This is a genomic window from Allokutzneria albata, assembly GCF_900103775.1.
Classification (GTDB): Bacteria; Actinomycetota; Actinomycetes; order Mycobacteriales; family Pseudonocardiaceae; genus Allokutzneria; species Allokutzneria albata.
Window position 1 is genome coordinate 6,282,648 of record NZ_LT629701.1, and the last position, 26,656, is coordinate 6,309,303.

At 71.3% G+C, this 26,656-nt stretch carries 22 protein-coding genes; 13 read left to right on the forward strand and 9 right to left on the reverse strand.

Translation table 11 applies throughout. The annotated features are described in order from the left end of the window. Nucleotides 1–291: 291 nt before the first annotated feature. From BLT28_RS28585 to BLT28_RS28605, 5 genes are read left to right on the forward strand one after another with little or no spacing between them, the layout of a single operon-like run. Nucleotides 292–1,998: a BCCT family transporter gene (locus BLT28_RS28585; protein ID WP_043810684.1), complete on the forward strand. Its 1,707-nt coding sequence runs from the start codon at nt 292–294 to the stop codon at nt 1,996–1,998. Then, on the forward strand, nt 1,995–2,639 hold the full coding sequence (locus BLT28_RS42195; RefSeq protein ID WP_030427926.1) for an ABC transporter permease: 645 nt from the start codon (nt 1,995–1,997) through the stop codon (nt 2,637–2,639). Before BLT28_RS28585 ends, BLT28_RS42195 begins: the two co-directional genes overlap by 4 nt. Beyond that, nucleotides 2,636–3,766, forward strand: a complete 1,131-nt coding sequence (locus BLT28_RS42200) for an ATP-binding cassette domain-containing protein (RefSeq protein ID WP_030427927.1) — start codon at nt 2,636–2,638, stop codon at nt 3,764–3,766. The genes BLT28_RS42195 and BLT28_RS42200 overlap by 4 nt, the downstream gene beginning before the upstream one ends. Then, entirely contained in the window at nt 3,763–4,521 is a 759-nt protein-coding gene (locus BLT28_RS28600; RefSeq protein ID WP_030427928.1) for an ABC transporter permease, read from the forward strand. The genes BLT28_RS42200 and BLT28_RS28600 overlap by 4 nt, the downstream gene beginning before the upstream one ends. Then, nucleotides 4,518–5,519 (forward strand): glycine betaine ABC transporter substrate-binding protein, encoded by a 1,002-nt coding sequence (locus BLT28_RS28605; RefSeq protein WP_030427929.1) that lies wholly within the window; start codon nt 4,518–4,520, stop codon nt 5,517–5,519. Before BLT28_RS28600 ends, BLT28_RS28605 begins: the two co-directional genes overlap by 4 nt. Here BLT28_RS28605 and BLT28_RS28610 read toward each other — a convergent pair. Continuing rightward, entirely contained in the window at nt 5,516–5,959 is a 444-nt protein-coding gene (locus BLT28_RS28610) for a DUF6474 family protein (protein WP_030427930.1), read from the reverse strand. The two genes, BLT28_RS28605 and BLT28_RS28610, sit on opposite strands and share 4 nt — an antisense overlap. Nucleotides 5,960–6,099: 140 nt before the next feature. Between BLT28_RS28610 and BLT28_RS28615 the strand changes: the two genes are divergently transcribed. Further along, a complete protein-coding gene (locus tag BLT28_RS28615; RefSeq protein WP_030427931.1) occupies nt 6,100–7,743 on the forward strand; it encodes a TM0106 family RecB-like putative nuclease in 1,644 nt (547 codons plus the stop codon). Between the two features lie 7 nt (nt 7,744–7,750). Here the strand turns inward: BLT28_RS28615 and BLT28_RS28620 are convergent, their stop codons facing one another. Further along, on the reverse strand, nt 7,751–8,509 hold the full coding sequence (locus BLT28_RS28620; protein ID WP_030427932.1) for an SDR family NAD(P)-dependent oxidoreductase: 759 nt from the start codon (nt 8,507–8,509) through the stop codon (nt 7,751–7,753). A 289-nt stretch (nt 8,510–8,798) separates the two neighbouring features. Further along, nucleotides 8,799–9,725 carry an aldo/keto reductase gene (locus tag BLT28_RS28625; protein ID WP_322789363.1) on the reverse strand — a complete coding sequence of 309 codons (927 nt, stop codon included), beginning with the start codon at nt 9,723–9,725 and terminating at the stop codon, nt 8,799–8,801. A gap of 179 nt (nt 9,726–9,904) precedes the next feature. On the opposite strand from BLT28_RS28625, the gene BLT28_RS28630 reads away from it, so the two are divergent. The 4 genes from BLT28_RS28630 to BLT28_RS28645 all read left to right on the forward strand — a co-directional run bounded on the left by BLT28_RS28630 (nt 9,905) and on the right by BLT28_RS28645 (nt 13,907). Continuing rightward, nucleotides 9,905–11,203: a UDP-glucose dehydrogenase family protein gene (locus BLT28_RS28630; protein ID WP_030427934.1), complete on the forward strand. Its 1,299-nt coding sequence runs from the start codon at nt 9,905–9,907 to the stop codon at nt 11,201–11,203. Between the two features lie 40 nt (nt 11,204–11,243). Then, nucleotides 11,244–11,681, forward strand: a complete 438-nt coding sequence (locus BLT28_RS28635; RefSeq protein ID WP_030427935.1) for a DoxX family protein — start codon at nt 11,244–11,246, stop codon at nt 11,679–11,681. Between the two features lie 48 nt (nt 11,682–11,729). Beyond that, nucleotides 11,730–13,517: a gamma-glutamyltransferase family protein gene (locus BLT28_RS28640; protein ID WP_030427936.1), complete on the forward strand. Its 1,788-nt coding sequence runs from the start codon at nt 11,730–11,732 to the stop codon at nt 13,515–13,517. Nucleotides 13,518–13,631: 114 nt separating this feature from the next. Then, nucleotides 13,632–13,907, forward strand: coding sequence for a hypothetical protein (locus BLT28_RS28645; RefSeq protein ID WP_083383791.1), 276 nt, complete (start codon nt 13,632–13,634; stop codon nt 13,905–13,907). Nucleotides 13,908–13,913: 6 nt separating this feature from the next. Here BLT28_RS28645 and BLT28_RS28650 read toward each other — a convergent pair whose 3' ends face one another. The 6 genes from BLT28_RS28650 to BLT28_RS41515 all read right to left on the reverse strand — a co-directional run bounded on the left by BLT28_RS28650 (nt 13,914) and on the right by BLT28_RS41515 (nt 20,470). Further along, nucleotides 13,914–15,083, reverse strand: coding sequence for a glycerate kinase family protein (locus BLT28_RS28650; RefSeq protein ID WP_030427938.1), 1,170 nt, complete (start codon nt 15,081–15,083; stop codon nt 13,914–13,916). 20 nt (nt 15,084–15,103) lie between these two features. Further along, on the reverse strand, nt 15,104–16,468 hold the full coding sequence (locus BLT28_RS28655) for an SLC13 family permease (protein WP_081900125.1): 1,365 nt from the start codon (nt 16,466–16,468) through the stop codon (nt 15,104–15,106). Nucleotides 16,469–16,583: 115 nt separating this feature from the next. Further along, entirely contained in the window at nt 16,584–18,011 is a 1,428-nt protein-coding gene (locus BLT28_RS28660) for an alpha-amylase (RefSeq protein ID WP_030427940.1), read from the reverse strand. 88 nt (nt 18,012–18,099) lie between these two features. Further along, nucleotides 18,100–18,762 (reverse strand): response regulator transcription factor, encoded by a 663-nt coding sequence (locus BLT28_RS28665; RefSeq protein ID WP_030427941.1) that lies wholly within the window; start codon nt 18,760–18,762, stop codon nt 18,100–18,102. Then, nucleotides 18,759–20,183 (reverse strand): sensor histidine kinase, encoded by a 1,425-nt coding sequence (locus tag BLT28_RS28670; protein ID WP_030427942.1) that lies wholly within the window; start codon nt 20,181–20,183, stop codon nt 18,759–18,761. The genes BLT28_RS28665 and BLT28_RS28670 overlap by 4 nt, the downstream gene beginning before the upstream one ends. Beyond that, a complete protein-coding gene (locus BLT28_RS41515) occupies nt 20,183–20,470 on the reverse strand; it encodes a hypothetical protein (protein WP_197683906.1) in 288 nt (95 codons plus the stop codon). Before BLT28_RS41515 ends, BLT28_RS28670 begins: the two co-directional genes overlap by 1 nt. 122 nt (nt 20,471–20,592) lie before the next feature. Between BLT28_RS41515 and BLT28_RS28680 the strand changes: the two genes are divergently transcribed. From BLT28_RS28680 to BLT28_RS28685, 3 genes are all read left to right on the forward strand, one after another. Continuing rightward, complete coding sequence (locus tag BLT28_RS28680; RefSeq protein WP_156050612.1) at nt 20,593–22,938, forward strand: transketolase-like TK C-terminal-containing protein; 2,346 nt, start codon at nt 20,593–20,595, stop codon at nt 22,936–22,938. 406 nt (nt 22,939–23,344) lie between these two features. Continuing rightward, the gene (locus BLT28_RS41105) at nt 23,345–24,694 is read left to right on the forward strand and encodes a glycosyltransferase family protein (protein WP_030427945.1); all 1,350 of its coding nucleotides are present in this window, start codon (nt 23,345–23,347) and stop codon (nt 24,692–24,694) included. Beyond that, entirely contained in the window at nt 24,691–26,628 is a 1,938-nt protein-coding gene (locus tag BLT28_RS28685; RefSeq protein WP_030427946.1) for a glycosyltransferase, read from the forward strand. The genes BLT28_RS41105 and BLT28_RS28685 overlap by 4 nt, the downstream gene beginning before the upstream one ends. Nucleotides 26,629–26,656 lie beyond the last annotated feature (28 nt).

The window sequence follows — 26,656 nt, forward strand, 5'->3', positions numbered from 1 at the left end:
TGCGGAACTCGATGCGCCTGATGGAGCAGAAAGGGTGTCGGTTAGGCCACGCCGCCGGTGAGCCCGGTTGACCGCGCTACGCCGAATGGGTCAGGTTGGGGTCGCTGAAGGCGGTCGGGGCCGGTCTGCGAGACGGGTTCGCCTGGGGCAGCGGTACCGGCCGCGTGGCGCTTCTGTTCGCTTTTGTGAAGGAGGATGCGCCTAGCGGCGCGACGCATCGTGGCTACCGAGAACTCAGAACACCGGCGACCGGAGAAGCACAGTCCCCTGGAACCCGAAGGGGCCACGACACTGCCCGGCGAGCCGCAGGCGGACTCGTCGCTCGCCGAGCGCCCGGCCCGGCTGGACCCCGTGGTCTTCGGTGTCGCGGGCGTCGTCGCGCTCGCCTTCATCGCGTGGGGCGTCTTCGGCACGGAGAGCCTGAGCGCCGTCTCGGGGGCGGCGCTGAAGTGGATCATCGCGAACGCGGGCTGGGCCTTCGTGCTCGCCGCCTCCGGCTTCGTGGTCTTCGCGCTGTGGCTGGCGATGAGCCGCTACGGCAAGATCCCGCTCGGCCAGGACGGCGAGGAGCCGGAGTTCCGCACGGTGTCCTGGGTCGCGATGATGTTCAGCGCGGGCATGGGCATCGGGTTGATGTTCTACGGCGTCAGCGAACCGCTGTCGCACTTCACCAGCCCGCCGCCGGGCACGGTCCCGGCGATGACGGACGAGGCGCTGGAAACGGCGATGGCCACCACCCTCTTCCACTGGACGCTGCACCCGTGGGCGATCTACGCCGTGGTCGGGCTGGCCATCGCCTACGGCAGCTTCCGCCGCGGCAGGCGCCAGCTGATCAGCGCCGTGTTCGAGCCGCTGATCGGCAAGAAGCAGGCCAACGGCCCGATCGGCAAGGCCATCGACGTGATGGCGATCTTCGCGACGCTGTTCGGCTCGGCCGCCTCGCTCGGCCTCGGCGCCCTGCAGATCGGGCGCGGGCTGAAGGAGGTCGGCTGGATGGAGTCGGCGGGCACCACCGTGCTCGTGCTGATCATCGTGGTGCTGACCATCGCCTTCATCGCCTCAGCGGTGTCCGGCGTCGCCAAGGGCATCCAGTGGCTCTCCAACATCAACATGGTGCTGGCCGGACTGCTCGCGCTGTTCCTGTTCGTGGTCGGCCCGACGGTGCTGATCCTCAACCTGCTGCCCACCTCGATCGGCCACTACTTCGCCGACGCCGCCGAGATGGCCGCCAGGACCGCGGCCAGCGGCGGTGACGCCATGGCCAGCTGGCTCGGCGACTGGACGATCTTCTACTGGGCGTGGTGGATCTCGTGGACGCCGTTCGTCGGCATGTTCGTCGCGCGGATCAGCCGCGGCCGCACCATCCGCCAGTTCGTCAGCGGCGTGATCCTGGTGCCCAGCATGGTCAGCCTGCTCTGGTTCGCGATCCTCGGCGGCACCGCGCTGAACTTCCAGCGCAACGGTGTCGACCTGGCGGGGGCGAGCGGCCAGGAGGCCAAGCTGTTCGGCGTGCTCCAGCAGTTCCCGGGCTGGGCGGGCATCGCCAGCGTCGTGGTGATGATCCTGGTGGCGATCTTCTTCGTGTCCGGGGCGGACGCGGCGTCGATCGTGATGGGGACGCTGTCGCAGCGCGGGTCGATCGAGCCGAACAAGTCGGTCGTCGTGTTCTGGGGCGCGCTGACCGGCGCGGTCGCCGCGGTGATGCTGATGGTCGGCGGGGTGACGGCGCTGGACGGCCTGCAGAAGCTGACGATCATCGCCGCGGTGCCGTTCGCCGCCGTGATGGTCGCGATGTGCGTCTCGCTCGCCAAGGACCTGCGCAGCGATCCGTTGGTGCGCAGGGAGAACAAGGGCCTTGAGGTGGTCGAGGCCGCAGTCATCCACGGCACCGAGCAGTACGGCGAGGAGTTCGCGCTGGAGGTCTGCGAGGGCAACGGCAATGGCAACGGTTCGCCCAACGGCAAGGTCGCGGTCGTCGAACCCGAGGCACTGCGGTGAGCTTCTGGGAGTTCCTGGCTTCCCGGTGGGAGCAGGTGCTCGTGGACTCCTACCTGCACGCGAGCGCGGTGCTCCAGTGCACGGTGATCGCCGCGGTGATCGGGGTCCTGGTCGGCATCGGGGTGTACCGCAGCCCCGGCGGCTCGGCCTTGGCGACGGCGCTGACCAGCGCCGTGCTGACCATTCCGTCCTTCGCGTTGCTGGGGTTGCTGATCCCGGTGCTCGGGCTCGGCGTGGCGCCGACGGTGACCGCGCTCGTGCTCTACGCGCTGCTGCCGATCGTGCGCAACACCATCGTCGGTCTGTCCACTGTGGACAAATCGGTGACGGATGCCGCGCGGGGCATCGGGATGAGCCGCACCGGCGTGCTGACGCGGATCGAGCTGCGGCTGGCCTGGCCGTCGATCCTCGCCGGCATGCGGGTGAGCACGCAGATGCTGATGGGGATCGCGGCGATCGCCGCCTACGCCAAGGGCCCCGGGCTCGGCAACCTCATCTTCTCCGGCCTGCAACGGGTCGGGGGCGCGAACGCGGTGAACATGGCGGTCGCCGGAACCCTCGGCGTGATCGTGCTGGCCCTGGTGGTCGACGGGTTGTGGGTGCTCGTCGGCCGACTGACCACCCCGAGGGGGATTCGGTGAACGGCAAGACCGGTGTGGAGATCCACCTCGACAACGTCAGCAAGCGCTACCCCGGGCAGAGGACCGCCGCGGTGGACGAGGTCACGATGACCATCCCGGCGGGGGAGACGGTCGTCTTCGTCGGCCCCTCCGGCTGCGGCAAGACCACCACGATGAAGATGATCAACCGGCTGATCGAGCCGAGCGCCGGGCGGATCACCATCGGCGGCGAGGACGCGCTGAAGCTGGACCCGGACCAGCTGCGCCGCCGGATCGGCTACGCCATCCAGCAGGCGGGCCTGTTCCCGCACATGACCGTCGGGCAGAACGTCGGCGTGGTGCCGGGGCTGGTCGGCTGGGACAAGAACAAGATCGCCGACCGGGTGGAGGAGATGCTGGACCTGGTGGGGCTGGAGCCCGGCGAGTTCCGGGACCGCTACCCGCGCCAGCTCTCCGGCGGTCAGCAGCAACGGGTCGGCGTGGCCCGCGCGCTCGCGGCCGACCCGCCGGTGCTGCTGATGGACGAGCCGTTCGGCGCGGTCGACCCGATCACCCGGGGCAACCTCCAGGACCAGCTGCTGCGGCTGCAGTCGGAACTGGGCAAGACGATCGTGTTCGTCACCCACGACTTCGACGAGGCGGTGAAGCTGGGCGACCGGATCGCCGTGCTGGGGGACCGCTCGAAGATCCTCCAGTACGACACCCCGGACGCGATCCTGGCCAACCCGGCCGACGACACGGTGGCCGGGTTCGTCGGTGCGGGCGCCTCGCTCAAGCAGCTCACGCTGCTGCGGGTGCGCGATGTCGAGCACGGCGACGTGCCGACGGCGACCGTGGACGACTCGCCGGAGCAGCTGCGCGAGCGCGTCGGCAAGGGCAGCGGGCTGCTGCTCGACGCGCGCCGCAGACCGCTGCGGTGGGTCTCCGCCCGCGACCTCGGACCGGGCAAGTCCCTGCGCACGGCCGGGCGCCCGGTGGAGGACAGCGTGTCCGAGGCCTCGACCCTGCAGGACGCGCTCGAAGCGATCCTCACCGACGACGAGGGCTTCGCCGTCGTGGTCGGCACGCGTGGTGAGTACGTCGGCGTCGTGGACATCGACACGGTGATGTCCACGATCCGCCAACTCCGGGACGAGGCGAGGGCATGACCACGGCCACCGCCGCCGGGTCGCGCCGCGCGGAGCGGATCCGGCTCTACGCCCAGCCGCTGATCGTGCTCGGCATCGTCGCGGTCGTGCTCGCCTGGGCCTTCGGCAGCGACCTCGACGAGATCGAGAAGCGCAGCATCAACGCCTCCACGATCCTCACGCTCACCTGGCAGCACGTGGAGATCACCGCGGTGGTGACCGCGCTCGTGCTGGTGGTGGCGGTACCGCTCGGGGTGGTGCTGACCCGGCGGTGGGCCAGGCCGCTCGTGCCGGTGGTGCTCGGCCTGGCCAACATCGGGCAGGCGGCTCCCGCGGTCGGTCTGCTCGTGCTGTTCTTCCTGGCCACCGGCTGGACGGGCTTCTGGGTGGTGGTCCTGCCGACCGCGCTGTACGCGCTGCTGCCGGTGCTGCGCAACACGATGGTCGGCCTGCAGCAGGTCGATCCCGCGCTCGTCGAGGCGGGGCGGGGGATCGGCATGTCCGGCTTCTCCGTGCTGCGGCGCATCGAGTTCCCGCTCGCCGTGCCGTTCGTGCTGGCCGGTCTGCGCACCGCGCTCGTGCTCGCGGTGGGCGTGGCGACGCTGGCCATGCTCGTCGACGGTGGCGGGCTCGGCGTGATGATCGATACCGGCTACAAGCTGCGCCGCACGTCGGTCCTGGTGGTCGGCGCGGTGCTCGCGGTCGCGTTGGCGCTGCTGGTCGACTGGCTCGGCGCCCTGGCCGAACAACTGCTCGGACCGAAGGGGCTGCGATGAAGAAGGTCTCCCTGAACAAGGTCGCTGCCGCGGTGACGACCGCCGCTCTCCTGTCCGGCTGCGGTCTGTCGGCCGGGTCGTCGGTGCCGCTGGAGGTCAAGCCCGGCAGCATCCGGCCGGTCCCGCAGCTGCGGGACGTGGAGATCACGGTGGGCTCCAAGGACTTCAGCGAGCAGGTCGTGCTGGGCTACCTCGCCGAGTTCGCGCTGACCGCTGCGGGGGCGAAGGTCCGCGACCTGACCAACATCTCCGGCTCCAACTCGCAGCGGGACGCGCTGACCAGCGGGCAGATCGACCTGGTCTGGGAGTACACCGGCACCTCGTGGATCAGCTACCTGGGCAACACCGACCCGATCCCGGACGCCGCGGCGCAGTTCGAGGCCGTGCGCAAGGCCGACCTGGCGAAGAACAAGGTCGTCTGGGTGAACATGGCGCCGCTGGACAACACCTACGCGTTCGCGATGACCAGGCAGACCGCGCAGCGCCTCGGCATCCGGACCATGTCCGACATCGCCGAGCTGGCCAGGGAGAACCCGGCGGAGGCGACGTTCTGCGTGGAGACGGAGTACGCCAACCGCAACGACGGGTTCCCCGGGGTGCAGAAGACCTACGGGTTCACCGCGAAGAAGGAGAACGTCCGGACGCTGGCCACCGGCGCGATCTACCCGGCGATGACCGACAGCAGGATCTGCAACTTCGGCGAGGTGTTCACCACCGACGGGCGCATCCTCGCGCTGGACCTGGCGGTGGCGGAGGACGACAAGAAGTTCTTCCCGCGCTACAACGCCGCGCTGAACATCCGCCAGGAGCTGTTCCAGAAGCACCCGGAGATCGCCGACGTGCTCAAGCCGATCGCGGACCGGCTCACCAACGACGTGATGATCAGGCTCAACGCCAAGGTGGACGTCGACGGCAAGGACCCGGCCGACGTCGCCAGGAACTGGCTGGTCGAGCAGGGGTTCGTGACCCTGACCGGGCCGGTGGTGACGCGGGGCTAGGCCACGCCGAAGCGCCGGAGCAGCTCCGCCTCCATCCGGTCCAGTTCGGCGGCGACGCTCTGGTGGGCCGCCTTGCGCCTGCTCGACGGCATGCGCTCGGCGGCCCGCACCGCGGCGGCGAGCTGGACCAGCCGCTGCTCGCTGCCGGCGGCGAACTCGTCCGCCTCGGGGGAGGACTTGCCGCTCGTGCGGAGATCGCCGATGGCGTTGCCGATGCCGACCAGCCGGGCGTGCAGCGCGCCGCCCTTGCCGGAGAACTGCGCGAGGCTGTCGACGGGGACGCCGAGCCTGCGCGCCCGCAGCTGGTCGTAGCGGTCGCGGGCCACCGACGCGGCCTTCAGCGCGATCGGCGCGAGCACCGGGATCAGCACCTTGCCTACGCCGATCAGGTTCTTCGTGCTGCTGGCCGTGAGCTTGGGAACTCGCCGCTTGCGCGCCATCCTGCCGTCACCTCCGCGGGTCTGGGAGCAACACTATGGCGCAGCGCGCCGCCGGGCAGCGCGGCGCGCTGGTCAAGGTTTGGCGATCGATCGCGGAGTACCTGCCACTGATCTTTGGCAGGGCACTTACGCTGGTCCGTGTGAGTTCTCAGGTGTTGCTGGACGCGGGGGTGGTGAACCGCTGCCGGCGTCGCGTCCACCTGGAACACGACCCGAACATGGCGGACGTGCCGAAGGCGCCGCCGGACCCGGCGGGCGCGCAGCGGATGGCCGACGCCCAGGCGCACCGCAGGGCCGTCGCGGACCGGCTGGCCCGTGGTCTCGGCGCGCAGTGGGCCGAGGTTCCGGCGACCGAGTCCGCCGCCGACCGGGAGCGCGTCACGCTGGCGCTGCTCACCGCCGGGGTGCCGTACGTGTGGGGCGGGCTGCTGCCCGCCGATCCGCTCGGCGGCCGTCGCGGCGGCGTCGAACTGCTGGTGCGCAGCCCCTACGGCGGGTACGTGCCGCTGATCGTGGTGCGGCACAAGGTCTCCGATCCCGGCTCGGGCGCTCGGACCTCGCCGCTGAGCCTGCCCTACCCCGGGGGCGCGCGCTCCGACCCGCTGCGCAAGGTCCGCCCGCAACCGCGCGACCAGCTGCGGCTGGCGCACGCGACGCGGTTGTTGCAGGCCAGCGGGTTCGCCGCGACCGGAAGGGCGACCGGCGGGGTGATCGGCATGGACGCCGACGTGGTGCTCTGGCACGACCTCGAAGCTCCGACCTGGCCCAACGGCCGCACCGCGCTGTCGGAGTACGACGCGCGCTTCGCCGACCGGCTCGCCGTCGCCAGGGCCGCGCGGGCGCAGGCCGACCCGCTGGCCCGGCCCTCGCGGATCGTGGAGTGCCGCACCTGCCCGTGGTGGCCGACCTGCGAGGCGGAGCTGCGCGGCGCCCGCGACGTCAGCCTGGTGGTGCGCGGGGAGGACGCGACGGCGCTGCGCGGTGTCGGCGTGTCCACTGTGGACAAGCTGGCCGAGCTCGACCCGCACGCGGCGGAGCCGCCGGTGCCGTTGGTCGGCATGCCGTTCGAGGACTCCGTGCTGCTCGCCCGCGCGTGGCTGCGGGGGATGAACCTGGTGCGCCGAGTCGAGCGGATCGAGGTGCCGCGCGCCGACATCGAGCTCGACGTGGACATGGAGAGCTTCGGCGACGCGGGCGCGTACCTGTGGGGCTGTTGGCTCTCCGGCGCGGACGTCGACGAGGAGCAGGGCTACCGCGCCTTCGCGACCTGGGAGCCGCTGCCCACCGAGGACGAGGGCCGCTCCTTCGGCGAGTTCTGGACGTGGCTGACCGGCATCCGGGTGCGGGCGCGGGCGCGCGGGCTGAGCTTCCGCGCGTACTGCTACAACGAGCTGGCGGAGAACCGGTGGATGCTCTCCAGTGCGGAGCGCTTCGCCGGGCGGCCGGGCGTGCCGACGGTCGCCGAGGTCAAGGCGTTCATCCACTCCGGCCAGTGGGTCGACCTGTTCGGCATCGTGCGGGACCAGTTCCTGTGCGCCAACGGCAAGGGGCTGAAGACGATCGCGCCCGCCGCGGGCTTCCACTGGCGGGACCCCGAGGCGGGCGGCGAGAACTCGATGCGCTGGTACCGCGACGCCGTCGGCATGGACGGCGAGCAGCCGCAGCCCGATCAGCGCCGCCGCCTCCTGGAGTACAACGAGGACGACGTGATGGCGACCTGGACGTTGCGCAGGTGGATGAGCTCAGAGGGCGCCCACGAACTGCCGTTCGCGGGCGACCTCTGAGGGAGTTCTAGCGGGGCGCCATGCGGAGGGCGCCGTCCATCCGGATGACCTCGCCGTTGAGGTAGTCGTGCTCGACGATCATCGTGGCGAGCTGGGCGTACTCCTCGGGCTCCGCGAGGCGCTTCGGGAACGGCACACCGGCGGCGAGGCCCTCGCGGAACTTCTCGTCCACACCGGCCAGCATCGGGGTGTTGACCAGGCCGGGGGCGATGGTCATCACCCGGATGCCCTTGTTCGCGAGGTCGCGCGCGGCGGGCACGGTCATGCCGACGACGCCGCCCTTCGACGCGGAGTAGGCGATCTGGCCGATCTGGCCCTCGAAGGCCGCGACCGAGGCGGTGTTGATGATGACGCCGCGGTGGCCGCCCGCCAGCTCCTCGGTGGTGGCGATCGCGGCGGCGGTCAGGCGCATCACGTTGAACGTGCCGACCAGGTTGATCTCCACGACCTTGCGGAACAGGTCGTAGTCGTGCGCCTCGCCCGCCTTGTTCAGGATGCGGCCCGCCCAGCCGACGCCCGCGCAGTTGACCACGACGCGCAGCGGGGCCGCGGCGCTCGCCTGCTCGATGGCGGCCTGGACCTGCTCGGGGTCGGTGACGTCGGCCTCGACGTAGGTGACGCCGTCCACCTGCTCGGCGTTCTTGATGGAGTTCTCCAGGTCAAGCGCGAACACGCGCGCTCCCTTGGCGGCGAGGGCGCGGCTCGTGGCCGCACCGAGGCCGGAAGCACCACCGGTGACGATCGCAGCGGTGTCGGTGATCTGCATGCCTGTCCTCTCAGCGTCGAGAAGGCGGCCCGAGCTGCCGCCCGCGCTGTGAGGCTACGGGGTCCAAGCGAGCGCTTGGGAGGTGAGATGCCTTACCGTCTGCGGGCTTCGACGGTGTGCAGCACGACGACCAGGGGCAGGGCCGCCAGCACCGCGAGCCCGCCGAGGAGGGCGAGGATTCCGAGAAGCTCCATGGGAAGAGACTGGCGGGCCGCACCCTCGGTGAGCATCGGCCATGCGGCCAGTCGTGATCAGCGTTCGGGCGACCCCGGTCGCTACTCAGCGTGACTCAGCGGCGACCCGGCGGGCAGATCCGGTCGATCTCCTGGAGGTCGTCGGCGGTCGGTCGCCAGCGCGCGGCCTCCGCGTTGGCCTTGACCTGCTCGGCACTGGTCGCGCCCGCGATCACCGAGGCGACCGCGGGCTGGTGCGCCAGCCAGCCGACGGTGAGATCGATCATGGAGATCCCGCGTTCCCTGGCGAGCTCGCGCAGCGCGTCGATGCGGTCCCACGGCGCGTCCGCGAGCAGCCGGTCCCTGCCGACGAGCCTGCTGCCCGCCGGGGGCTCGGTCTCCCGCTGGTACTTGCCCGTGAGCAGGCCGTTGGCCAGCGGGAAGTACGGCAGCAGACCGAGGCCGAACCGGGCGCACGCGGGGATCACGTCGCGCTCGGCCTCCCGCTCCAGCAGCGAGTAGTGGTTCTGCGCCGAGATCGGGGCGACCCGGTTGGCGGTCTTCGCCGTCCACGCGGCGTCGGCGATCTGCCAGCCCGCCAGGTTGCAGTGGCCGACGTAGCGGACCTTGCCGGAGCGGACCAGGTCGTCGGCGGCGGCCAGCGTCTCCTCGAGCGGGGTGGCGGGATCCGGCCGGTGCAGCTGGTAGAGGTCGATCCAGTCGGTGTTGAGCCTGCGCAGCGAGGACTCCACCGCCCTGGTGATGTAGCGCCGGGAGGCCCGCGCGCCGAAGTCGGGGCCGTTGGTGCCCTGCATGTCCATGCCGAACTTGGTGGCGATCACCGCGTGCTCGCGGACCCCGGTCAGCGCCTGGCCGAGCAGGTCCTCGCTGCGCCCGCGCGGCGCCCCGTAGACATCGGCGACGTCGAAGAAGGTCACACCGGACTCGAGCGCGGCGTTGACGACCTCGCGGGTGCCCGCGAGCGACTCGGTCGACGTGCCGGGCCTGCCGAGGTTGTTGCACCCGAGGCCGACCGCGCTCACCACGAGGCCCGACTTACCTAGACGACGCTGCTCCACAAGCCGGAGACACTAATGCCCCGGTTACCGCCCAGTCACTCCGCGTTGCAGAGAATTGGCCGGTTGGCGATGCGCCTGTGCGCGATGCCAGGATGCCTTGGCTGAAGGTTTCCTCTTCCCTGGCCGCCATCGGGGGTGGTGTCGTGTTCGCCCGTCGTATCGCCGTGGTCGGCTCCGGCTATGTCGGCCTGACCACGGGCGCGTGCCTCGCCTCGCTCGGGCATCGGGTGATCTGCGCGGACGTCGACCCGGAGAAGGTGGAACGGCTGTCGGCCGGCCAGGTCTCCATCCTGGAGCCGGGGCTGAGCGAGCTGGTCGCCGAAGGACTGGCCGCAGGGCGGCTGGAGTTCGTGCTCGGTGCGAGCAAGGCCGTGCTGGACGCCGAGGTCGTGTTCATGTGCGTGCCGACCCCGATGGGCGTCGGCGGCGCCGCCGACCTGATGGCCGTCGAGTCGGTGATCTCCGAGGTGCGCGACCTGCTGCCGGTGGGCTGCGTGGTGGTGAACAAGTCGACCGTTCCGGTCGGCACCGCCGAGCGGGTGCACAAGCTGCTGAACCGGCCGGACATCGCCGTGGTGAGCAACCCGGAGTTCCTGCGCGAGGGCAGCGCGGTGCACGACTTCCTCAACCCGGACCGGATCGTGGTCGGCTCCAGCGCCCAGGACGCGGCCGAGCGGGTCGCCGCCCTCTACGCCCGGCTGGGCGCCCCGACCGTGCTGACCGACGCGCCCAGCGCGGAGCTGGTCAAGTACGCGGCGAACTGCTTCCTCGCGATGAAGCTGTCCTACGTCAACGCGATCGCCGAGCTCTCCGAGCGGCTGGGCGCGAACGTCGCCGACGTCACCGAGGGCATCGGCTACGACCGCCGGATCGGCCAGGCGTTCCTCCAGCCGGGGCCGGGCTGGGGTGGCTCCTGCCTGCCGAAGGACACGCACGCGCTGATCCAGGCCGCCGACGCGGTCGAATTCGACTTCATGCTGCTGCGCGCCACGATCGACACGAACACCCGCCAGCGGCAGCGCATCGTCACCAAGATCCGCGAGGCCTGCGGTGGCTCGCTGGCCGGGGTGCGGCTCGGCCTGCTCGGCCTGACCTTCAAGGCGGGCACGGACGATCTTCGGGACTCGCCCGCGCTCGCGGTCGCCGAACTGCTGCGCGAGGAAGGCGCCGAGCTGACCGCCTACGACCCGGGCGTCGCGGGCGCGGTGCCGGGCACCACCGACACCGTGCGGGTGGTCGGGGACGCGTACGAGGTGGCCAGGGGGGCGGCGGGCCTGGTGCTGCTGACCGAGTGGCCGGAGTTCCGCACGCTGGACTGGGCGAGGGTGGCCTCGCTGCTGGAGGGGCGGATCGTCGTGGACACCCGCAACCACCTGGACCCGGACGTGCTCCGCAGGGCGGGGCTGGGCTGGCGCGGGGTCGGCATGCAGCCGGTCGACTAATTTGATAACGCCGTTCTAAAACAGTGTTATGCTTCTGGGCATGGCACCGTTGATCGCGCTTTTCGCTGGTTGGGGTCTTGCTCGGGTCGCCGGGTTGTCCGGCGTCGACGTACTGGACGGGTGGCAGCCCGCGCTGCGGGTCGGACTCGCGTTGATGTTCCTGCTCACCGGGTTCGCGCACTGGTCGAAGCTGCGCGCGGACATGATCGCGATGGTTCCGCCCTGGCTGCCGAACCCGGCGCTGCTGGTGACGCTGACCGGAGTGCTGGAGATCGTGGGCGCGGTCGGGCTGCTCGTTCCGGTGACCGCCCGCGCCGCGGCGATCTGCCTGGCGTTGTTGCTGCTGGCGATGTTCCCGGCGAACGTCCACGCGGCGGTGAAGCGGCTCGACTTCGGCGGGCGGTCCGCAACGCCGCTCGTCCCGCGGACCATCGAGCAGGTCGTCTTCCTGGTCGCCTGCGTGGGCGCCGCTCTCTGAATCGATCCGGTATTTAGCAATGTTAACGACTTCGCCTAGGTTGGGAGCGTGTTCACGACCAGGCCCGAGCTCGTCGGGACGTACGGCATGGTGGCCTCCACGCACTGGCTGGCCTCGGCAACGGGAATGGCGGTGCTGGAGGACGGCGGCAACGCCTTCGACGCGGCGGTCGCCGCGGGCTTCGTGCTCCAGGTCGTGGAGCCGCACCTCAACGGCCCCGGCGGCGAGGTGCCCGCGCTGTTCGCCACCGCGGGCTCCGATCGCGTCGAGGTGCTGTGCGGCCAGGGCGTCGCCCCGGCGGGCGCGAGCATCGGCCACTACCGCGACCAGGGGCTCGACCTCATCCCGGGAACCGGGCTGCTCGCGGCAACGGTCCCCGGCGCCTGGGACGGCTGGCTGACGCTGCTGCGCGACCACGGCACGCGATCGCTGCGCCAGGTCCTCGGGTACGCGATCGGCTACGCGCGGGACGGCTTCCCGTTGATCGACCGCGTCCCGATGACGATCGACACCGTCGCCGGGCTGTTCGCCGAGCACTGGCCGACCTCGGCCGCGATGTGGCTGCGCGACGGCAAGGCCCCGGCTCCGGGCAGCCGCTTCACGAACCCGGTGCTGGCAGGCACGTGGGAGCGCCTGCTCGCCGAGGCCGAGGCGGTCAGCGGCCGGGAAGCGCAGATCGACGCGGCGCGGCGGGCGTGGTCGCAGGGCTTCGTCGCGGAGGAGATCGAGGCGTTCTGCCGGACTCCGGTGCGCGACGACTCCGGCCGCGACCACGCCGGAGTGCTGACGGCGCAGGACATCGCGTCCTGGCAGGCCTCCTACGAGGCGCCGCTGACCGTCGACCTCGCGGACGGGTGGTCGCTGCACAAGATCGGCCGGTGGAGCCAGGGGCCCGCGCTGGCCCAGCAGCTGCGGTTGCTCGACGGCCGTGACTTGTCCTATGTGGACGGAGTGGCCACAGCGGACACGGTGCACCAGGCGGTCGAGGCGACCAAGCTCGCCTTCGCCGATCGTGAGGCGTGGTACGGCGACGATCCGGACGTGCCGATCGACGCGTTGGTGTCGCGGTCCTACGCCGCCTCCCGCGCGGCGCTGATCGGCGCGGAGGCGTCTTTGGAGCTGCGCCCGGGAACGCCGGAGGGACGAGCGGTCACGCTTCCGTCCTATGTGGACTCCGGCCGGGCCGCGGGTCCGGCCACCGCGGCGGCGGGCGTCGGCGAGCCGACGGTGTCCCGCACCGGCACCACGCGCGGCGACACCGTGCACGTCGACGTCGTGGACCGCTGGGGCAACATGGTGTCCGCGACGCCGTCGGGCGGGTGGCTCCAGTCCTCACCGACAATTCCCTCGCTCGGGTTCTGCCTCGGCACCCGCGCGCAGATGTTCTGGCTGGACGAGGGACTGCCCAACTCCCTCGCGCCCGGCAAGCGCCCGCGCATCACCCTCAGCCCGTCCATGGCCAGCAGGAACGGCCGTCCGGTGCTCGCTTTCGGCACGCCCGGCGGGGACCAGCAGGACCAGTGGCAGCTGTGCTTCTGGTTGGCGCACACGGTCGGCGGGCTCAATCTGCAGGCCGCGATCGACTCGCCGACCTGGCACTCCAACGCCGTGCCCAGCTCGTTCTACCCGCGCAACTGGACGCCCGGCGAGCTGGTCGTGGAGTCGAGGCTGGGCACTTCCGCCATCGCCTCGCTCGAACAGCGCGGGCACCGCGTTGTGGACGGCGGGGCGTGGTCGCTGGGCAGGATGTCCGCCGTCGCGCGCGATCCGGAGACCGGACTGCTCTACGGCGCGGCCAATCCCCGTGGCGCTCAGGGGTACGCGGCCGGTCGCTGACTTCGGCGTCGGCCGAACAGCCGTGCGCGGAGGAACCGGCACGTGCCGACTCACGTCACCCCGATGACCTAGTTCTCTTCCTTTGGAGTCGTAGTGAAGAAGTCTCGTCGGGGGATGCGTGTGGCACTGCTCGGTGCCGGACTGGCCGTTGTCGCCCCGTTCCTCACAGCCGCCCCCGCCTCGGCCGCAGAGTCCGCGCCGTCGTGCGTCACCTGGAAGAACAACCAGTGGAAGATGCGCATCGAGGTCACCAACCGCTGCAAGAGCACGCACAAGGTGAAGATCATCGTCGACTTCGGTCCGGACAGCTCGTGCTGGACCTACAAGCCCGGCCAGCGGCACGACCTCTACGGCCCGAGCGGGCGCGTCGACCGTCTTGAGCGCTGCTGATCCGGCTCACGCCGCCGACGCGCCGAGCGCCGCTCCGACCAGTACGAGCCGGAGCGTCTGCTCGGTCGCGTCGGTGATCAGTTCCGCCGCGCGGTCCATCGCCTCCGGCAGCGGCACCGGCGCGTCGAGGATGCCGGTGAACGCGTCGATGCCGATGTCGTAGTTCGTCCGCGCACCCGCGCCGATGGTGCCCGCGAGGGCGATCACGGGCTTGCCGTGGCACTTCGCCCGGCGCGCGACCTCGGCGGGGACCTTGCCGCGAACGGTCTGCGCATCGATGGCGCCCTCGGCGGTGATCACCAGGTCCGCCGTGGCCAGCCGGGCGTCGAGGTCGGCGTGCGCGAGCACGACCTCGAAGCGCGGCAACAGTTTCGCGCCCAGCGCGGCCAAGCCCGCGCCGAGCCCGCCGGAGGCGCCGGCGCCCGCGACCGTGCGCAGGTCGACGCCGAAGGTCTCCAGCAGCGCGGCGCCCCAGCGCTCCATGGCCCACGCCAGCGCTTCGACCTGCTCAACGGTGGCGCCCTTCTGCGGGCCGAACACCCGCGCGACCCCGCGCGGTCCGGTCAGCACGTTGTGCGGGTTGCACGCGAGGACCACCTCGACCTCGTGCAGTCGTCCGTCCACTTCGGACGGATCGATCCCGGTCAGCTTCTCCAGCTTCGCACCGCCCACGCCCAGTTCGTCACCGCTGGCGTCGAGCAGTCGCACGCCGAGTGCCTGCAGGGCTCCGGCGCCGCCGTCGCAGGTGCCGGAGTCGCCGCAGCCGACGATGATCCGCTCGCAGCCGTGGTCGAGGGCGGCGGTGATCAGCTCGCCCACCCCGCGCGTCGTCGTCGCTCCTGGATCGCGCAGATCGGTCGGCACCAGGCGTAATCCGGCGGCGGCGGCCATCTCGACGACCGCCGTGAGCGGACCGGGACCGCCGAGCAGCGCGAAGTGAGAGTCGACCGGAGCGCCGACCGGGCCGGTGACCCGCACCGGGACGAGGCTGCCGCCCGTCGCCGCGGCGAGGGCCTTCGCCGAACCCTCTCCGCCGTCCACCAGCGGAACCTGGTCGACCACGGCTCCCGGGACGACCCGCCAGATGCCCGCGGTGATCGCCGCGGCCACGGCATCCGCCTCCAAGCATTCCTTGAACCCGCTGGGGGCGACCACGAACCGGTTCGGGAAAGACATTGTTCCTCCACAGTGGACGGTCAGCGGAGCGGGAGGCCGAGGTGCGGCCAGACTCCGGTGGCGAAGGCGAGCACGAGCAGGCCGGTGAGCGGGCCGAGGAACACCGCGAGCCGCACGAGGTCGGCGGTGCGGTAGCCCTCGAACATCGCGGTCGCCTTGGCCGAGGACGGCAGGGTGTGGCAGAAGCCCGCGGCGGCCGTCGAGGCGAAGGCCACCGCGGCGGGGTTGAGGCCCACCGCGGTCGCGGCGGGGATGAGCAGCGGGACGAGCACGGAGGACCGCGCCGAGCGCGACTGGACGAGCAGGTGCGCCGCGGTGCTGACAGCGACGGCGACGACGAGCAGCGCGTCGGGGGAAACGCCGGTGAGCAGGCGTTCGGCCAGCCACTTCGCTGCGCCGGAGTTGCTCAGCCCGGTGCCGAGCGCGGTCACCGACGCCATGAACACCAGCAGCGGCCAGGGAACTCCGGTCAACGCCTTGTTGAGCGTGACCGTGCCGAACTTCGGCGCGGTCACGACGAGGGCGGCGAGCACCGCGACGATCGTGGCAGGCGCTCCCGCCGCCCAGGCGATGCCGACCGCCAGCACGAGCACGGCGCACCGGCGCTCGGCGGAGGACAGCGCCGAGGTGGGCAGGTGCAGCGACAGGCCAAGGCGCCGATCCGCCTTCGTGGTGAACAGGAACAACACGAGCTCCGTCGCGGAGTGCGAGCTGACCAGCGCGAAGGGCAGCCCGAGCAGCATCCAGTGCGCGAAGCCGATCTCATGCCCGGTGGTGTTCGCGAGGAGCCGGCTGGTGATCAGGTGCGCGCCCGCGCCGGGGAGCGAGGCGATCGCCGACAGCAGGATCACCGTGGGGAAGAGGATCGCGAGAGCGCGCACCACGCGCGGCCGGTCGGCGAGCGCGTCGGCCAGCGCGAGGAAGACCGGCAGGGCCAACGCGGCCCGGCCGGAGGTGGACGGGATCACGAACGCGCTGGCCAGGAGAGCGGCGGTGGTCAGGTGCGCAAGACCTCGGACGCTGCGCGCGCGGGTGGCCATGGCGGTCGCGACCCGCGTCGGCAGTCCCGTCGCCGTGACACCCGCCGCGAGCACGAATGCCGCCACCAGCAACCAGATCGTGTCATCGCCGAGGGTCGCGAACAGCTCGTTCCGGCTCACCACGCCGATCGCGACCAGGGCGACGGCGGCGGCCAGGCCGATGTAGGTGTCGTCGATCTTCGTCAGGGTCCACCCTGCGATCGCGACCGCGAACACCCCGAGGGTGAGGCGGCCCGAGACGGACAGGCCCGGAGCGTGCTCGACGAGCAGGAAAGCCACGGAGCCGAGGCCGAGCACGCCCGCCAGCAGGCGTAGCACCGGGGCTCTCGTCGCCGTGGTCTGCATGCCGACCACGGTCGTGCCCGGTGGTGAGGCATCCGTGACAGGGTGATGAAACTGCTTTCACGTAGCCGACTGGTTCAGCACACCCCCAGTGCACTGAACCAGTCGGCGGGGAAGGTCAGCCCACGCGGGCGTTGGCGTGCAGAGCGATCGCGTCGTGCGCGGCGACGTCGGCGCGGAACCAGCCGCCGCCGTCCACCGTGTACACCGGACCGGAGCACTTGCCGCCGGAGAAGTCCCCGTGGATCACGTCGCAGTACCTGCCGGCGGGCAGCGGGGTGCGGAAGGACCGGCCGGTGACCGCGGAGCCCTCGTCGTTGAGCACGAGGTAGCCCTTGTCGCCGCGGCCGAAGGTGATCAGGTCGTTGCCGTTGTCCCACCAGCTGTTCACGTTGGTGCCGCGCACCGCGTTGTGGAAGCCGATCATGTTGCTGATCACCTGCCACCGGTGCTCGCAGCGCCAGCCGTCGGTGAAGCAGGTCGCGTTCTTGGTGCGACCGTCGGCGTCGCTCGGCGGACCCTGGTCGGTGGTGCCGAACTCGAACGAGCTCATCAGCTGCGGGGTGCCGTACGGCCAGGCCAGCACGAAGGCGTTGGCCAGCGCGTAGCGCCCGCCGTCCTTGTGCGTCAGCACCGGGTGACCGCGCTGCGTGTCGTGGTTGTCGGTGAACACCACGGCCTTGTTGCTCGGCAGCGAGGAACCGAAGGTGCGCAGGTAGGACAGCTTCTCGTGGTTGAAGATCCGCGCGATGTCGTAGCCGTAGGCGAAGACCTTCACGTCGCCGTTGGGCAGGTACTCGTCCGGCACGATCGGCTCACCGGCCGCGAAGGTGGTCTCCTGGAAGACGTAGGCCGGGCGGGAGAGCTTCGCCTTGATCGCGCCGATGTCCGCGGAGGGCATGTGCTTGGCCGCGTCGATGCGGAACCCGTCGACGCCGAGGGACAGCAGGTCGTTGAGGTAGCCCGCGATGCGGTTGCGCACCGGCTCGCTCTCGGTCTTCAGGTCCGCGAGGTTCACCAGCTCGCAGTTCTGCACCTCGAAGCGGTCGAAGTAGTTCTTGATGTCGTCGTTGCCGTTGCGGCCGCAGTGGTGGAAGTCCTGGTCGGCGTAGACGCCGGGGTAGGAGTAGTGGTCGTAGCGGCTGCCCGCCCACCCGGTGCCGGGCACGTCCTGGCCGGCCATGTGGTTGATCACCGCGTCGACGTAGACCTTCACCCCCGCCGACTTGCAGGCGGTGACCATCGCGGCGAACGCGGCCCGGTCACCCCGGCGGCTGTCGATCTTGTAGCTGACCGGCTGGTAGTCCTGCCACCACGGACTGCCGAGGTCCTTGCGCACGATGTGCTCCTGCGGCGGGGACACGTGCACCCCGCCGACCCCGCGCGGACCCAGAAAATCTTTGCACTCCTTGGCCACCGACGGCCAGTTCCACTGGAAGAGCCTGACGATCACGTCCTTGTCGCCCGGTGGGGCGGCTGTGGCTGTTGCAGGGGCGAGCAGGGTGGCCGCAAGCAGGGATGAAGCGGCCAGGGCGAGTTTGCGCATCGGAGCCTCGCAGCACTGGGAGGGACGATGCGCTCGATCATGCAGTGGTTGCTCGCTCCCGCAAAGAGCCTGCAAACATTTTCGAGGATTAGCGACCCATGCGGTAGCCCATCCCGCGCACCGTGTCGATCCGTTCGGCCCCGACCTTCTTCCTCAGCGCCCGCACGTAGACGTCCACCACGTTCGAGCCCGGGTCGAAGTCGTAGCCCCACACGTGCGACAGGATCTGCTCGCGCGCGAGCACCTGGCCCGGGTGCCGGAGGAACAGCTCCAGCAACGCGAACTCGCGCGCGGTCAGGTCGATCACCTGACCGGGCAGCTGGGCGCGGCGGGTCCGCAGGTCCAGCGACAGGTCCTCGTGCCGCAGCACCGTCACCTCGGGCGCCCGCTCCGGACCGCGCAGCCGCAGCCGGACCCGCGCCAGCAGCTCCTCGAAGCGGAACGGCTTGGTCATGTAGTCGTCCGCCCCGCCCTCCAGGCCCGCCACCGTGTCGTGCACCGAGTCCCGCGCGGTCAGGATGATCACCGGCGCGGTCACCTTCGCCTCGCGCAGCGAACGCAGCACGGAGAACCCGTCCCGGTCCGGCAACCCGAGGTCGAGCACCACCAGGTCGAACCCGCCGGTCACCGCGTAGTCGACCGCGGTCTCCCCGTCGCCGACCACGGTCGTGCTGAACCCGTTGGCGCGCAGGCCCTTCTCCACGAACGACGCGATGCGCTGCTCGTCCTCGACGATCAGGATGCGGCTCACTGCTCTTCCTCCGTCGCGGGCAGGTCGATGCCGAAGGTCGCGCCCTGGCCGGGTTCGGAGACCACCTTCGCCACGCCGTGGTGCGCCTCGGCGATGGCCAGCACGATCGCCAGCCCCAGCCCGGCGCCGGTGCGGTCGCGCGTGCCGGTGCCCGCCCTGCCGAAGCGCTGGAAGATCTTCTCGTGCTCCTCCGGTGGCACGCCGGGCCCGGAGTCGGCCACCCAGAACGAGACCCGCCCGTCGATCAGCGCCGAACCGATGCGGATCTCGGCGCCGGGCTCGGTGTGCTGCACGGCGTTCTGGGCGAGCTGCACGACGGCCTGGGTGACGCGCTGCTCGTCCACCCGCACCGTGCCCTCGCCCATCGCCTCCAGCACCCACCTGCGGTCGCCGAGCGCGCGGACCTTGGCGTCGATGTCGCTGGTCAGCTCGTGCAGCGACACCTCGTGCCGGTTCACGAAGTCCGGTCGCTCCGCCTTCGCCAGCAGCAACAGGTCGCCGACGATGCGGTTCATCCGCTCCAGCTCGTCGGTGCACAGCCGCACCACCTCGGCGCGCTCCGCCGGATCGTCGCCCATGAGCTCCAGGTGCCCCTGGACGATGGTGATCGGCGTCCGCAGCTCGTGCCCGGCGTCGTCGAGGAAGCGGCGCTGCGTGGCGAACGCCTGGTCGAGGCGGTCCAGCATCGCGTTGAACTGCTCCGCCAGCGCGGCGATGTCGTCCTTGCCGTGCACCGGGATGCGGCGGGAGAGGTCGTGTTCGGTGATCTCCGCCGCGGCCTGGCGCACGGTCCGCACCGGCGCCAGGATGCGACCGGCCACCACCCAGGCCACCCCGGCCGCCAGCACCAGGCCGAAACCGCTGACCAGCAACAGGATTCGCACCGTGGACAGCGCCGCGGAGCGCATCCCGCCGACGAAGTAGGCGGTGACGAAGTAGGACGGCGCGATCCCCTCGCCGGTGAGCCGGGACTTCGCCCAGCGCATCGTCCCGCCCGCGGTGTCGGTGTCGCCGTAGGTCGCCGGAGCGTCGATGATCCGGCGGAACAGCGCCTCGTCGGCGCGCATGTCGAAGGCCGGATTGCCCTCGACCCGGATGACCATCCGGTCCGGCTGCACCACGACCCCGGCGTGCACCTCGTTGTTCTCCGGGTACTGCGTGGACAGGTGCGCGGCGAGCAGCCTGGTCGGATCGGAGATCCGCTCACCCGTGCGCGGGTCCCGGCCCGCCGAGACGAAGTCGGCGAACTCGTGGACCTCCTGTTCCAGGCCGCGGTTGACCCGGTTGTCCACGTCGGTGAGCGAGAGCCGCCAGACCATCAGCACGACTGCGGCCAGCACCAGGACCATCAGCCCCAGCAGCCAGCCCATGATCCGGACCCGCGCGGGGACCCGGCGGCGCACGGGGACCGGACTACTCATCAGTCGCAGTCGTCGTCGTAGAGGTCGTCATCCGGGTCGTTGTCGTCGTCATCGTCGTGCAGGTCGTCCAGGTCATCGGGGTCATCATCGTCGTCGCAGAGCACCGGGGCGACCGGCGCGCCGGGCTGCTGGACGTGGTTCACGAGGCCGGGAACGGGTGCCAGTGGCGCCTCCCCGGAGACCTGCGGGGGAGCGGCCTGCCCGGCGAAGGCGTACACCGCGGCAGTGAGGCCGATCACTCCGGCGGCGACCATGGACACGATGCCGACGCGGCTTGCTGAAGTCATGGCAACCACTCTGGGCTCCGACTTCGAAGCCTTCGTGAGTCCCCGATGAGGACTCCTTCATCTGCCGCTGGTGAGTTTCGTCGCTGCCCGAACGCGGGTGCGGTGGGCTACCGTCCCGACCTGTGAGCAGCGTCGCCACGGACACCGGCCTCGACATCGACGTCCTGCGTTCAGTGGAACGGCGGGTGTTGTGGCTGGCCACCTCGATCGTGCACCACGCCAACCACGTCCGCGGGGACGCCTCCGGCCTGAAGGTCGGCGGTCACCAGGCGTCGTCGGCGTCGATGGTCTCGTTGATGACCGCACTCTGGTTCGGCTCGCTGACCAGCGAGGACCGGGTCAGCGTGAAGCCGCACGCCTCGCCGGTGCTGCACGCGCTCAACTACCTGCTCGGCGATCTGGACGCCTCGTACCTGCCCCGCCTGCGCGAGCTGGGCGGGCTGCAGTCCTACCCGTCGCGCACCAAGGACCCGGACACCGTCGACTTCTCCACCGGCTCCGTGGGCATCGGCGCGACCGCGACAATCTGGGCCGCGCTGGCCCGCAGGTACTGCGACGCGCACTTCGGCGGCGGCCGCTCGACCAGCCCGCGCGGCCGGATGATCGCCCTGGTCGGCGACGCGGAGCTGGACGAGGGCGCGGTCTGGGAGGCCGTGCACGACCCCCAGGTCGCCCAGCTCGGCGAGCTGCTGTGGGTGGTCGACCTCAACCGCCAGTCGCTGGACCGCGTCATCCCCGGCATCGCCTACGACCGAATGTCCGGAATGTTCGCAGCGGCCGGGTGGGAGGTTCTGACCTGCAAGTACGGCCCGCTGCTGCGGTCGCTGTTCGAGGCGGACGGCGGGGAGCTGCTGCGCGCCCGGATCGACGGCATGCCCAATGCCGAGTACCAGCGGATGCTGCGCACGAGCGGCGACGAGCTGCGCGCCCGCCTCGTCGGTGAGCGCCCCGACCCCGCCTTCACCCGGCTTTTGTCCACTGTGGACGCCGCGGGCCTCGCCGCCGCGCTGCGCGATCTCGGCGGGCACGACCTCGGCGGCCTGATGGACACCTTCGCCGGCGCCGACCCGACCAGGCCCACCGTCGTCTTCGCCTACACGGTGAAGGGCCGCGGCCTGCCCGTGGAAGGGCACCCGGCCAACCACTCCGCGCTGCTCAAGCCGGACCAGTACGCCGATCTGGCCGCGACGCTCGGCACCTCGGTCGACGATCCGTGGCGCCTGTTCGAGCCGGGCAGCCCCGAAGCCGGGTTGCTGGCCGCCGCCGCGTCCCGGTTGAAGCGCCCGGAGGTCCGTGCGGTCAGTCCGCTGTCCGTGCCGACCGAGGTCTCCCCGGCGCACAAGGGCACCTCGTCCAGCCAGGCCGCGTTCGGCCGCGTGCTGATGGACCTGCGGCGCAAAGCCCCCGAGGTGGCCGGCCGGGTCGTGACGATCTCCCCGGACGTGGCGTCCTCGACCAACCTCGCCGCGTGGCTGAACAAGGTCGGTGTGTTCACCGTCGATGGCGAGCAGCCGCCGAAGAACTGGTTCTCCGACGATCCGGAGACCCGCATCCACTGGGACGAGGCCGCGGTCGGTCAGCACGTGGAGCTGGGCATCGCGGAGGTGAACCTGGTCGGCGCGCTCGGCGAGTTCGGTGCGACGTGGAGCCGGTGGGGCGAGTCGCTGATCCCGATCGGCACGATCTACGACCCGTTCGTCAACCGCGCGCTGGAGCCGTGGACGTTCGGCATCTACGCGGGTGGTCAGTCGATCCTGCTCGGCACCCCGTCCGGCGTGACCCTGGCTCCGGAGGGCGGCGCGCACCAGAGCATCACCACGCCGTCGGTCGGCCTGGAGCACCCCGGCGTGATCGCCTACGAGCCCGCGTTCGCCGCCGACCTGGAGTGGACGCTGCTGCACGCGATGAGCTTCGTGGGCAGGCCCGGCGGGTGCTCGGCGTACTTCCGGCTGTCCACCCGCCCGGTCGACCAGTCGCTGGCCGCGGTGCCGACCTCGCCCGAGGAGCGCGAGCAGCGCCGTCGGCACGCGGTCGCCGGTGGCTACCGCCTGGTGTCCCCGGCTGCGCCGGACGTGGTGATCGCCGCGATGGGCGCGATGGTGCCCGAGGCTCTGGCGGCCGCGTCGGCTCTGGCTTCGGAAGGCGTCTCCGCGGCGGTCGTCGTGGTCACGAGCGCCGACCTGCTGTTCCGGGCCACGCGGTCCCGTTCGGGCTTGCCGACCGGCGGTCCGGCCTCGCTCGTCGACGAGTCGATCCTGGACGTGTTGTTCGCCGAGGACGTGCCGCTGGTGACGGTGCTCGACGGGCACCCGCACACGCTCGCCTTCCTCGGCACGGTGCGCGGGGTCCCGACGACCACGCTCGGCGTCACCGACTTCGGACAGTCGTCCTCGCTCGGCGACGCCCATCGGCTGCACGGGATCGACGCCGCCGCGATCCGCGCCGCGGCCCACGATCTTGTGGACTGAAAGGCTTGTGGACAACTTCGGATTCCTGTGGATAACTTCGCTCGCCTGTGGGCACGAAGTGAGAAAATGAGTGTTAGGGGGTCCCCGGCGCGAAGGGGACCTCGGCGTCCGCGTGCGGGCGGCGCGGGCGAGTTGCGCCGGATGCGAGGCTCTGACCTGCGGGTATGTCGGAGAGTGAGATTTCTTCGCCGGGACGCGTCGGCGTGACCCGGCTCGGGGTGCCGCTCGTCGCCGCTGAGTGGCCGTTCGGCGACAGCCTGTTGATAAGTTCCCCAGATATCCACGCCTCGACGGGCGGTCGGTGACCAAGATCGTTGATCTTCCCCAGCCCCGGTTGCGGTGTCCCGGCCACCGGGTTAGCCGCGGAGCGGAACCCCGTGTACAGGCGGAGCGCTAGGCTCGGCGGGTGCGGGAACCCACGCCGAGAACCATCGGGGCCTTCGCCCTCTGGACCAGTTCCGACCTGCCCGGCTTCGGCGACCAGCTGATCGCTCGGCTCACCGAGCGCGAGCTGCTGCGCAGACTGCCCGGCTGGCGGGCCACCTGGTACGCGCCGCTCGGCTGGACCCGGCCGATCCCGGAGGACGGGGGCTACGTCGCGGCCCCGCTCGGCGACCACGGCTCCGAACGCATCGAGCAGATCGCCGCGTCCGCGGACGCCTCCGTGCTCACCCCGGCCTTCCCGCTCGGCGCGCCCCGCGCGGACTGGCCCTACCCTGAGGGGACCGCCCACTCCTACTTCACCGAGGGGCTGGACCCCGAGGCGGAGCGGACCCACCCGCTGATCAGCAGCTGCGTGCGGGTCGCCGACGAGCCGCCGGTGGAGCTGGTCACCGCCCTCGCCCGGCAGCCGTACCTCACGGTGCGCGACCGCCGCTCCTGCGACCGCCTCGCCGCGGCCGGGCTCTCCGGCGACATCCCGGTGGTGCCGCACCCGGCTCTGCTGCTCGACGGCCTGGTCGACGCGGAAGCCCTGCGGACGCGTACCCAGCACCTGCGCCAGCTCGGCGTGCTGCCCGCGGACGGCAGCGTCGTGGTCGTGCAGAGCGCGGAGCTGCCGCTGGACGCCCTGCGCGACTTCCTCGCCGCGGACCACGTCGTCGAGATGCCGACCGGCCTCGTGCTGGAGGACCGCCTCGCCGTTCTCCAGGCGGCGAGCGCCGTCATCGCGACGGACGAGCACGTGGCCGCCGCCTGCGCCGCGCTCAGCACGCCGTGGGCGCTCTACGACCCGACCGGCGAAGAGCGCTGGCCCGCACTGGAGTTCGGCTCGCCGAAGCAGATCGTCGACCGGGCGGAGCGGATCACCGACGCGATCAGCGCCGGGCTGCGCTTCTCCGCGTCCTCCGAGCACGCCAAGCGCGCGGTCGCCACGCACTTCGACCGCGTCGCCGCCGCCGTCGAACAGGCGTTCACCGCGCGCGGCGGTGACCTGACCCGGCGCCTCGCCGATCTCGCCGAGGAGAACAACGCCCTGCGGCACGCCCAGTGGCGGCTGCGGGACCGGATGCTCGTGGAGCGGCAGAAGCTGGCCGACACGCTCGCGGACGCGTGGCGCGAGGTCGCCGACGCGAAGGCCGACGCCGAGCGCGCGCGCAACGATCTCGCCGTCGTGCAGACGCAGCTCCGCGAACTGCGCAACGAGATCGACCGGCTCGCCCTGGACAGCCGGGAGCTGGACGCGTTGCGCAACACCAAGCTGCTGCGCTGGTCGCAGCCGGTGCGCGAGGTCTACGGAAAGATCAAGGGCTCGTGACTCCCCGGCTCACCTTCGTCCTCGTCTCCTACGGCGGGCGCGACCTGGTCGTCACGTGCCTCAAAACGCTCGCCGCGCACACGCCCGCGCCTTACGACGTGATCGTCGTGGACAGTGCGTCTCCTGATGGCACAGGGGAGTGGCTGGCAGCGAACCTTGCGGGAGAGCTGCTTGCAGGCTCGACCCATCGTCTCCGCGTGACGGTGCATCAGATGTCCGAGAACCTGGGCTTCGGCGCGGGGTGCAACCTCGGTGTGCAGCACGCGCGCACGGAGCTGGTCTGCTTCCTCAACGCCGACGTCGAGGTGCGGGACGGCTGGCTGGAGCCGCTTTTGTCCTTTTTGGACGATCGCCCGGAGGTGGGTGCGGTCGCCCCGGTCATGCTGAACCCGGACGGCTCCGTGCAGGAGTCCGGCAGCCTGATCGGCGGCGACGGGTGGTGCCGTGCGTGGGAGGACGCCTCGTTCCCGCGCGAGGTGGACTACGCGTCGGCGGCCTGCCTCGTCGTGCGCCGCAAGGCCTTCTACCAGGCGGGCGGCTTCTCCCCGGAGTACGAGATCGCCTACTTCGAGGACGTCGACCTGCAGCTGGCGCTGCGTGCGCGCGGCTGGCAGACCTGGGTCGTCCCACAGTCCACTGTGGAGCACGCGCGGCACGGCAGCAGCTCGTCGGAGCGCGCCACCGAGCTGATGCGGCTCAACCACGGGGTTTTCCAGCGCCGTTGGGCCGACGAGCTGGCCAAGCGCCCGGCCGTCACCTCGCTCGACGAGTGGCCGCACCGCGCGCTCTGGCTCCGCGACCGCAATGCGCCCTACCGCGTGCTGCTCATCGACGACCGTGTCCCGCAAGCGGATCGCGGTCGTGGGGACCCGCGCACGGCCGCGGTGGTGGACGCGTGGATCGAGGCGCACCCCAACGCTCGCGTCACGTTCTTCGCGGTCTCGCCGGAGCGGGTCGAGGAGTACGCGCCGCGGTGGCAGGCCAAGGGCGTCGAGATCGTCCACGGCGTCACCGAACTCGAAGCCTGGTCGCGCTCCCGGGCGGGCCTCTACGACGTGATCGTGGCGTTCCGCCCGCACAACTACGCGAACTACGGCGTGCCGATCGCGCGCAGTCAGCCGCAGGCGATCCGCGTCTACGACTCCGAAGCCCTGTTCCACCGCCGTCCCGAGCAGCACTTCGAGCACTCGGTGGACTCGGCGGAGCGCCGTCGCCACGCCATCGAGGCGGCGCGGTTGCGCGAGGAGGAGCAGAGCGCCTTCCGCTGGGCCGACGTCGCGGTGTGCGTGAGCGAGGAGGAGGCGGAGTGGGCGCGCCGGGTCGCTCCGGAGACGCCGGCGCACGTGGCCTGCTACCCGATCGTCACGCCCGACGAGGTGCCCGGGATCGAGGGGCGCGAGGGGATCGTGTTCTTCGGCGGCTTCGACAACACCCCGCGCACGCCCAACGAGTTCGCGGTGCTGGAGCTGGCCGACGAGGTGCTGCCCAGCCTGCGCGAGCGGCACCCCGGGCTGACGCTGCGCGTGGTCGGCGCGGACCCCTCGCCGGCGGTGCTGGCCCTGCACGGCGGGCTGAACGAGGTCGTCGGCCGGGTGCCCGATCCGCGGCCGTGGCTCAGCTCCGCGCGGCTGCACGTGGTGCCGATGCGCTTCGGGGCCGGAGTGAAGATCAAGTTCGTCGACTCGATGTCGGCGGGCCTGCCGTTCATCACCACGCCGGTCGGCGCGGAGGGCCTGCACCTCGGTGCGTACGCCCGCTATCTCGTGGGCGAATCACCCGCGGAAATGGTGGAGTTGTGCGATCGCATGCTCCGCGACGACGCGCTGTGGGCCGATGTGCAGCAAGAAATGTTGCGGATCTGCCGGGAACGCTTCTCCGCAGAAGGATTCCGCCGCAGCATGGCAAAGGTGCTCGTCGACTGCGGAATCGCCTGACGCGGTCCCGCCCGCATGGTGCGGGCGG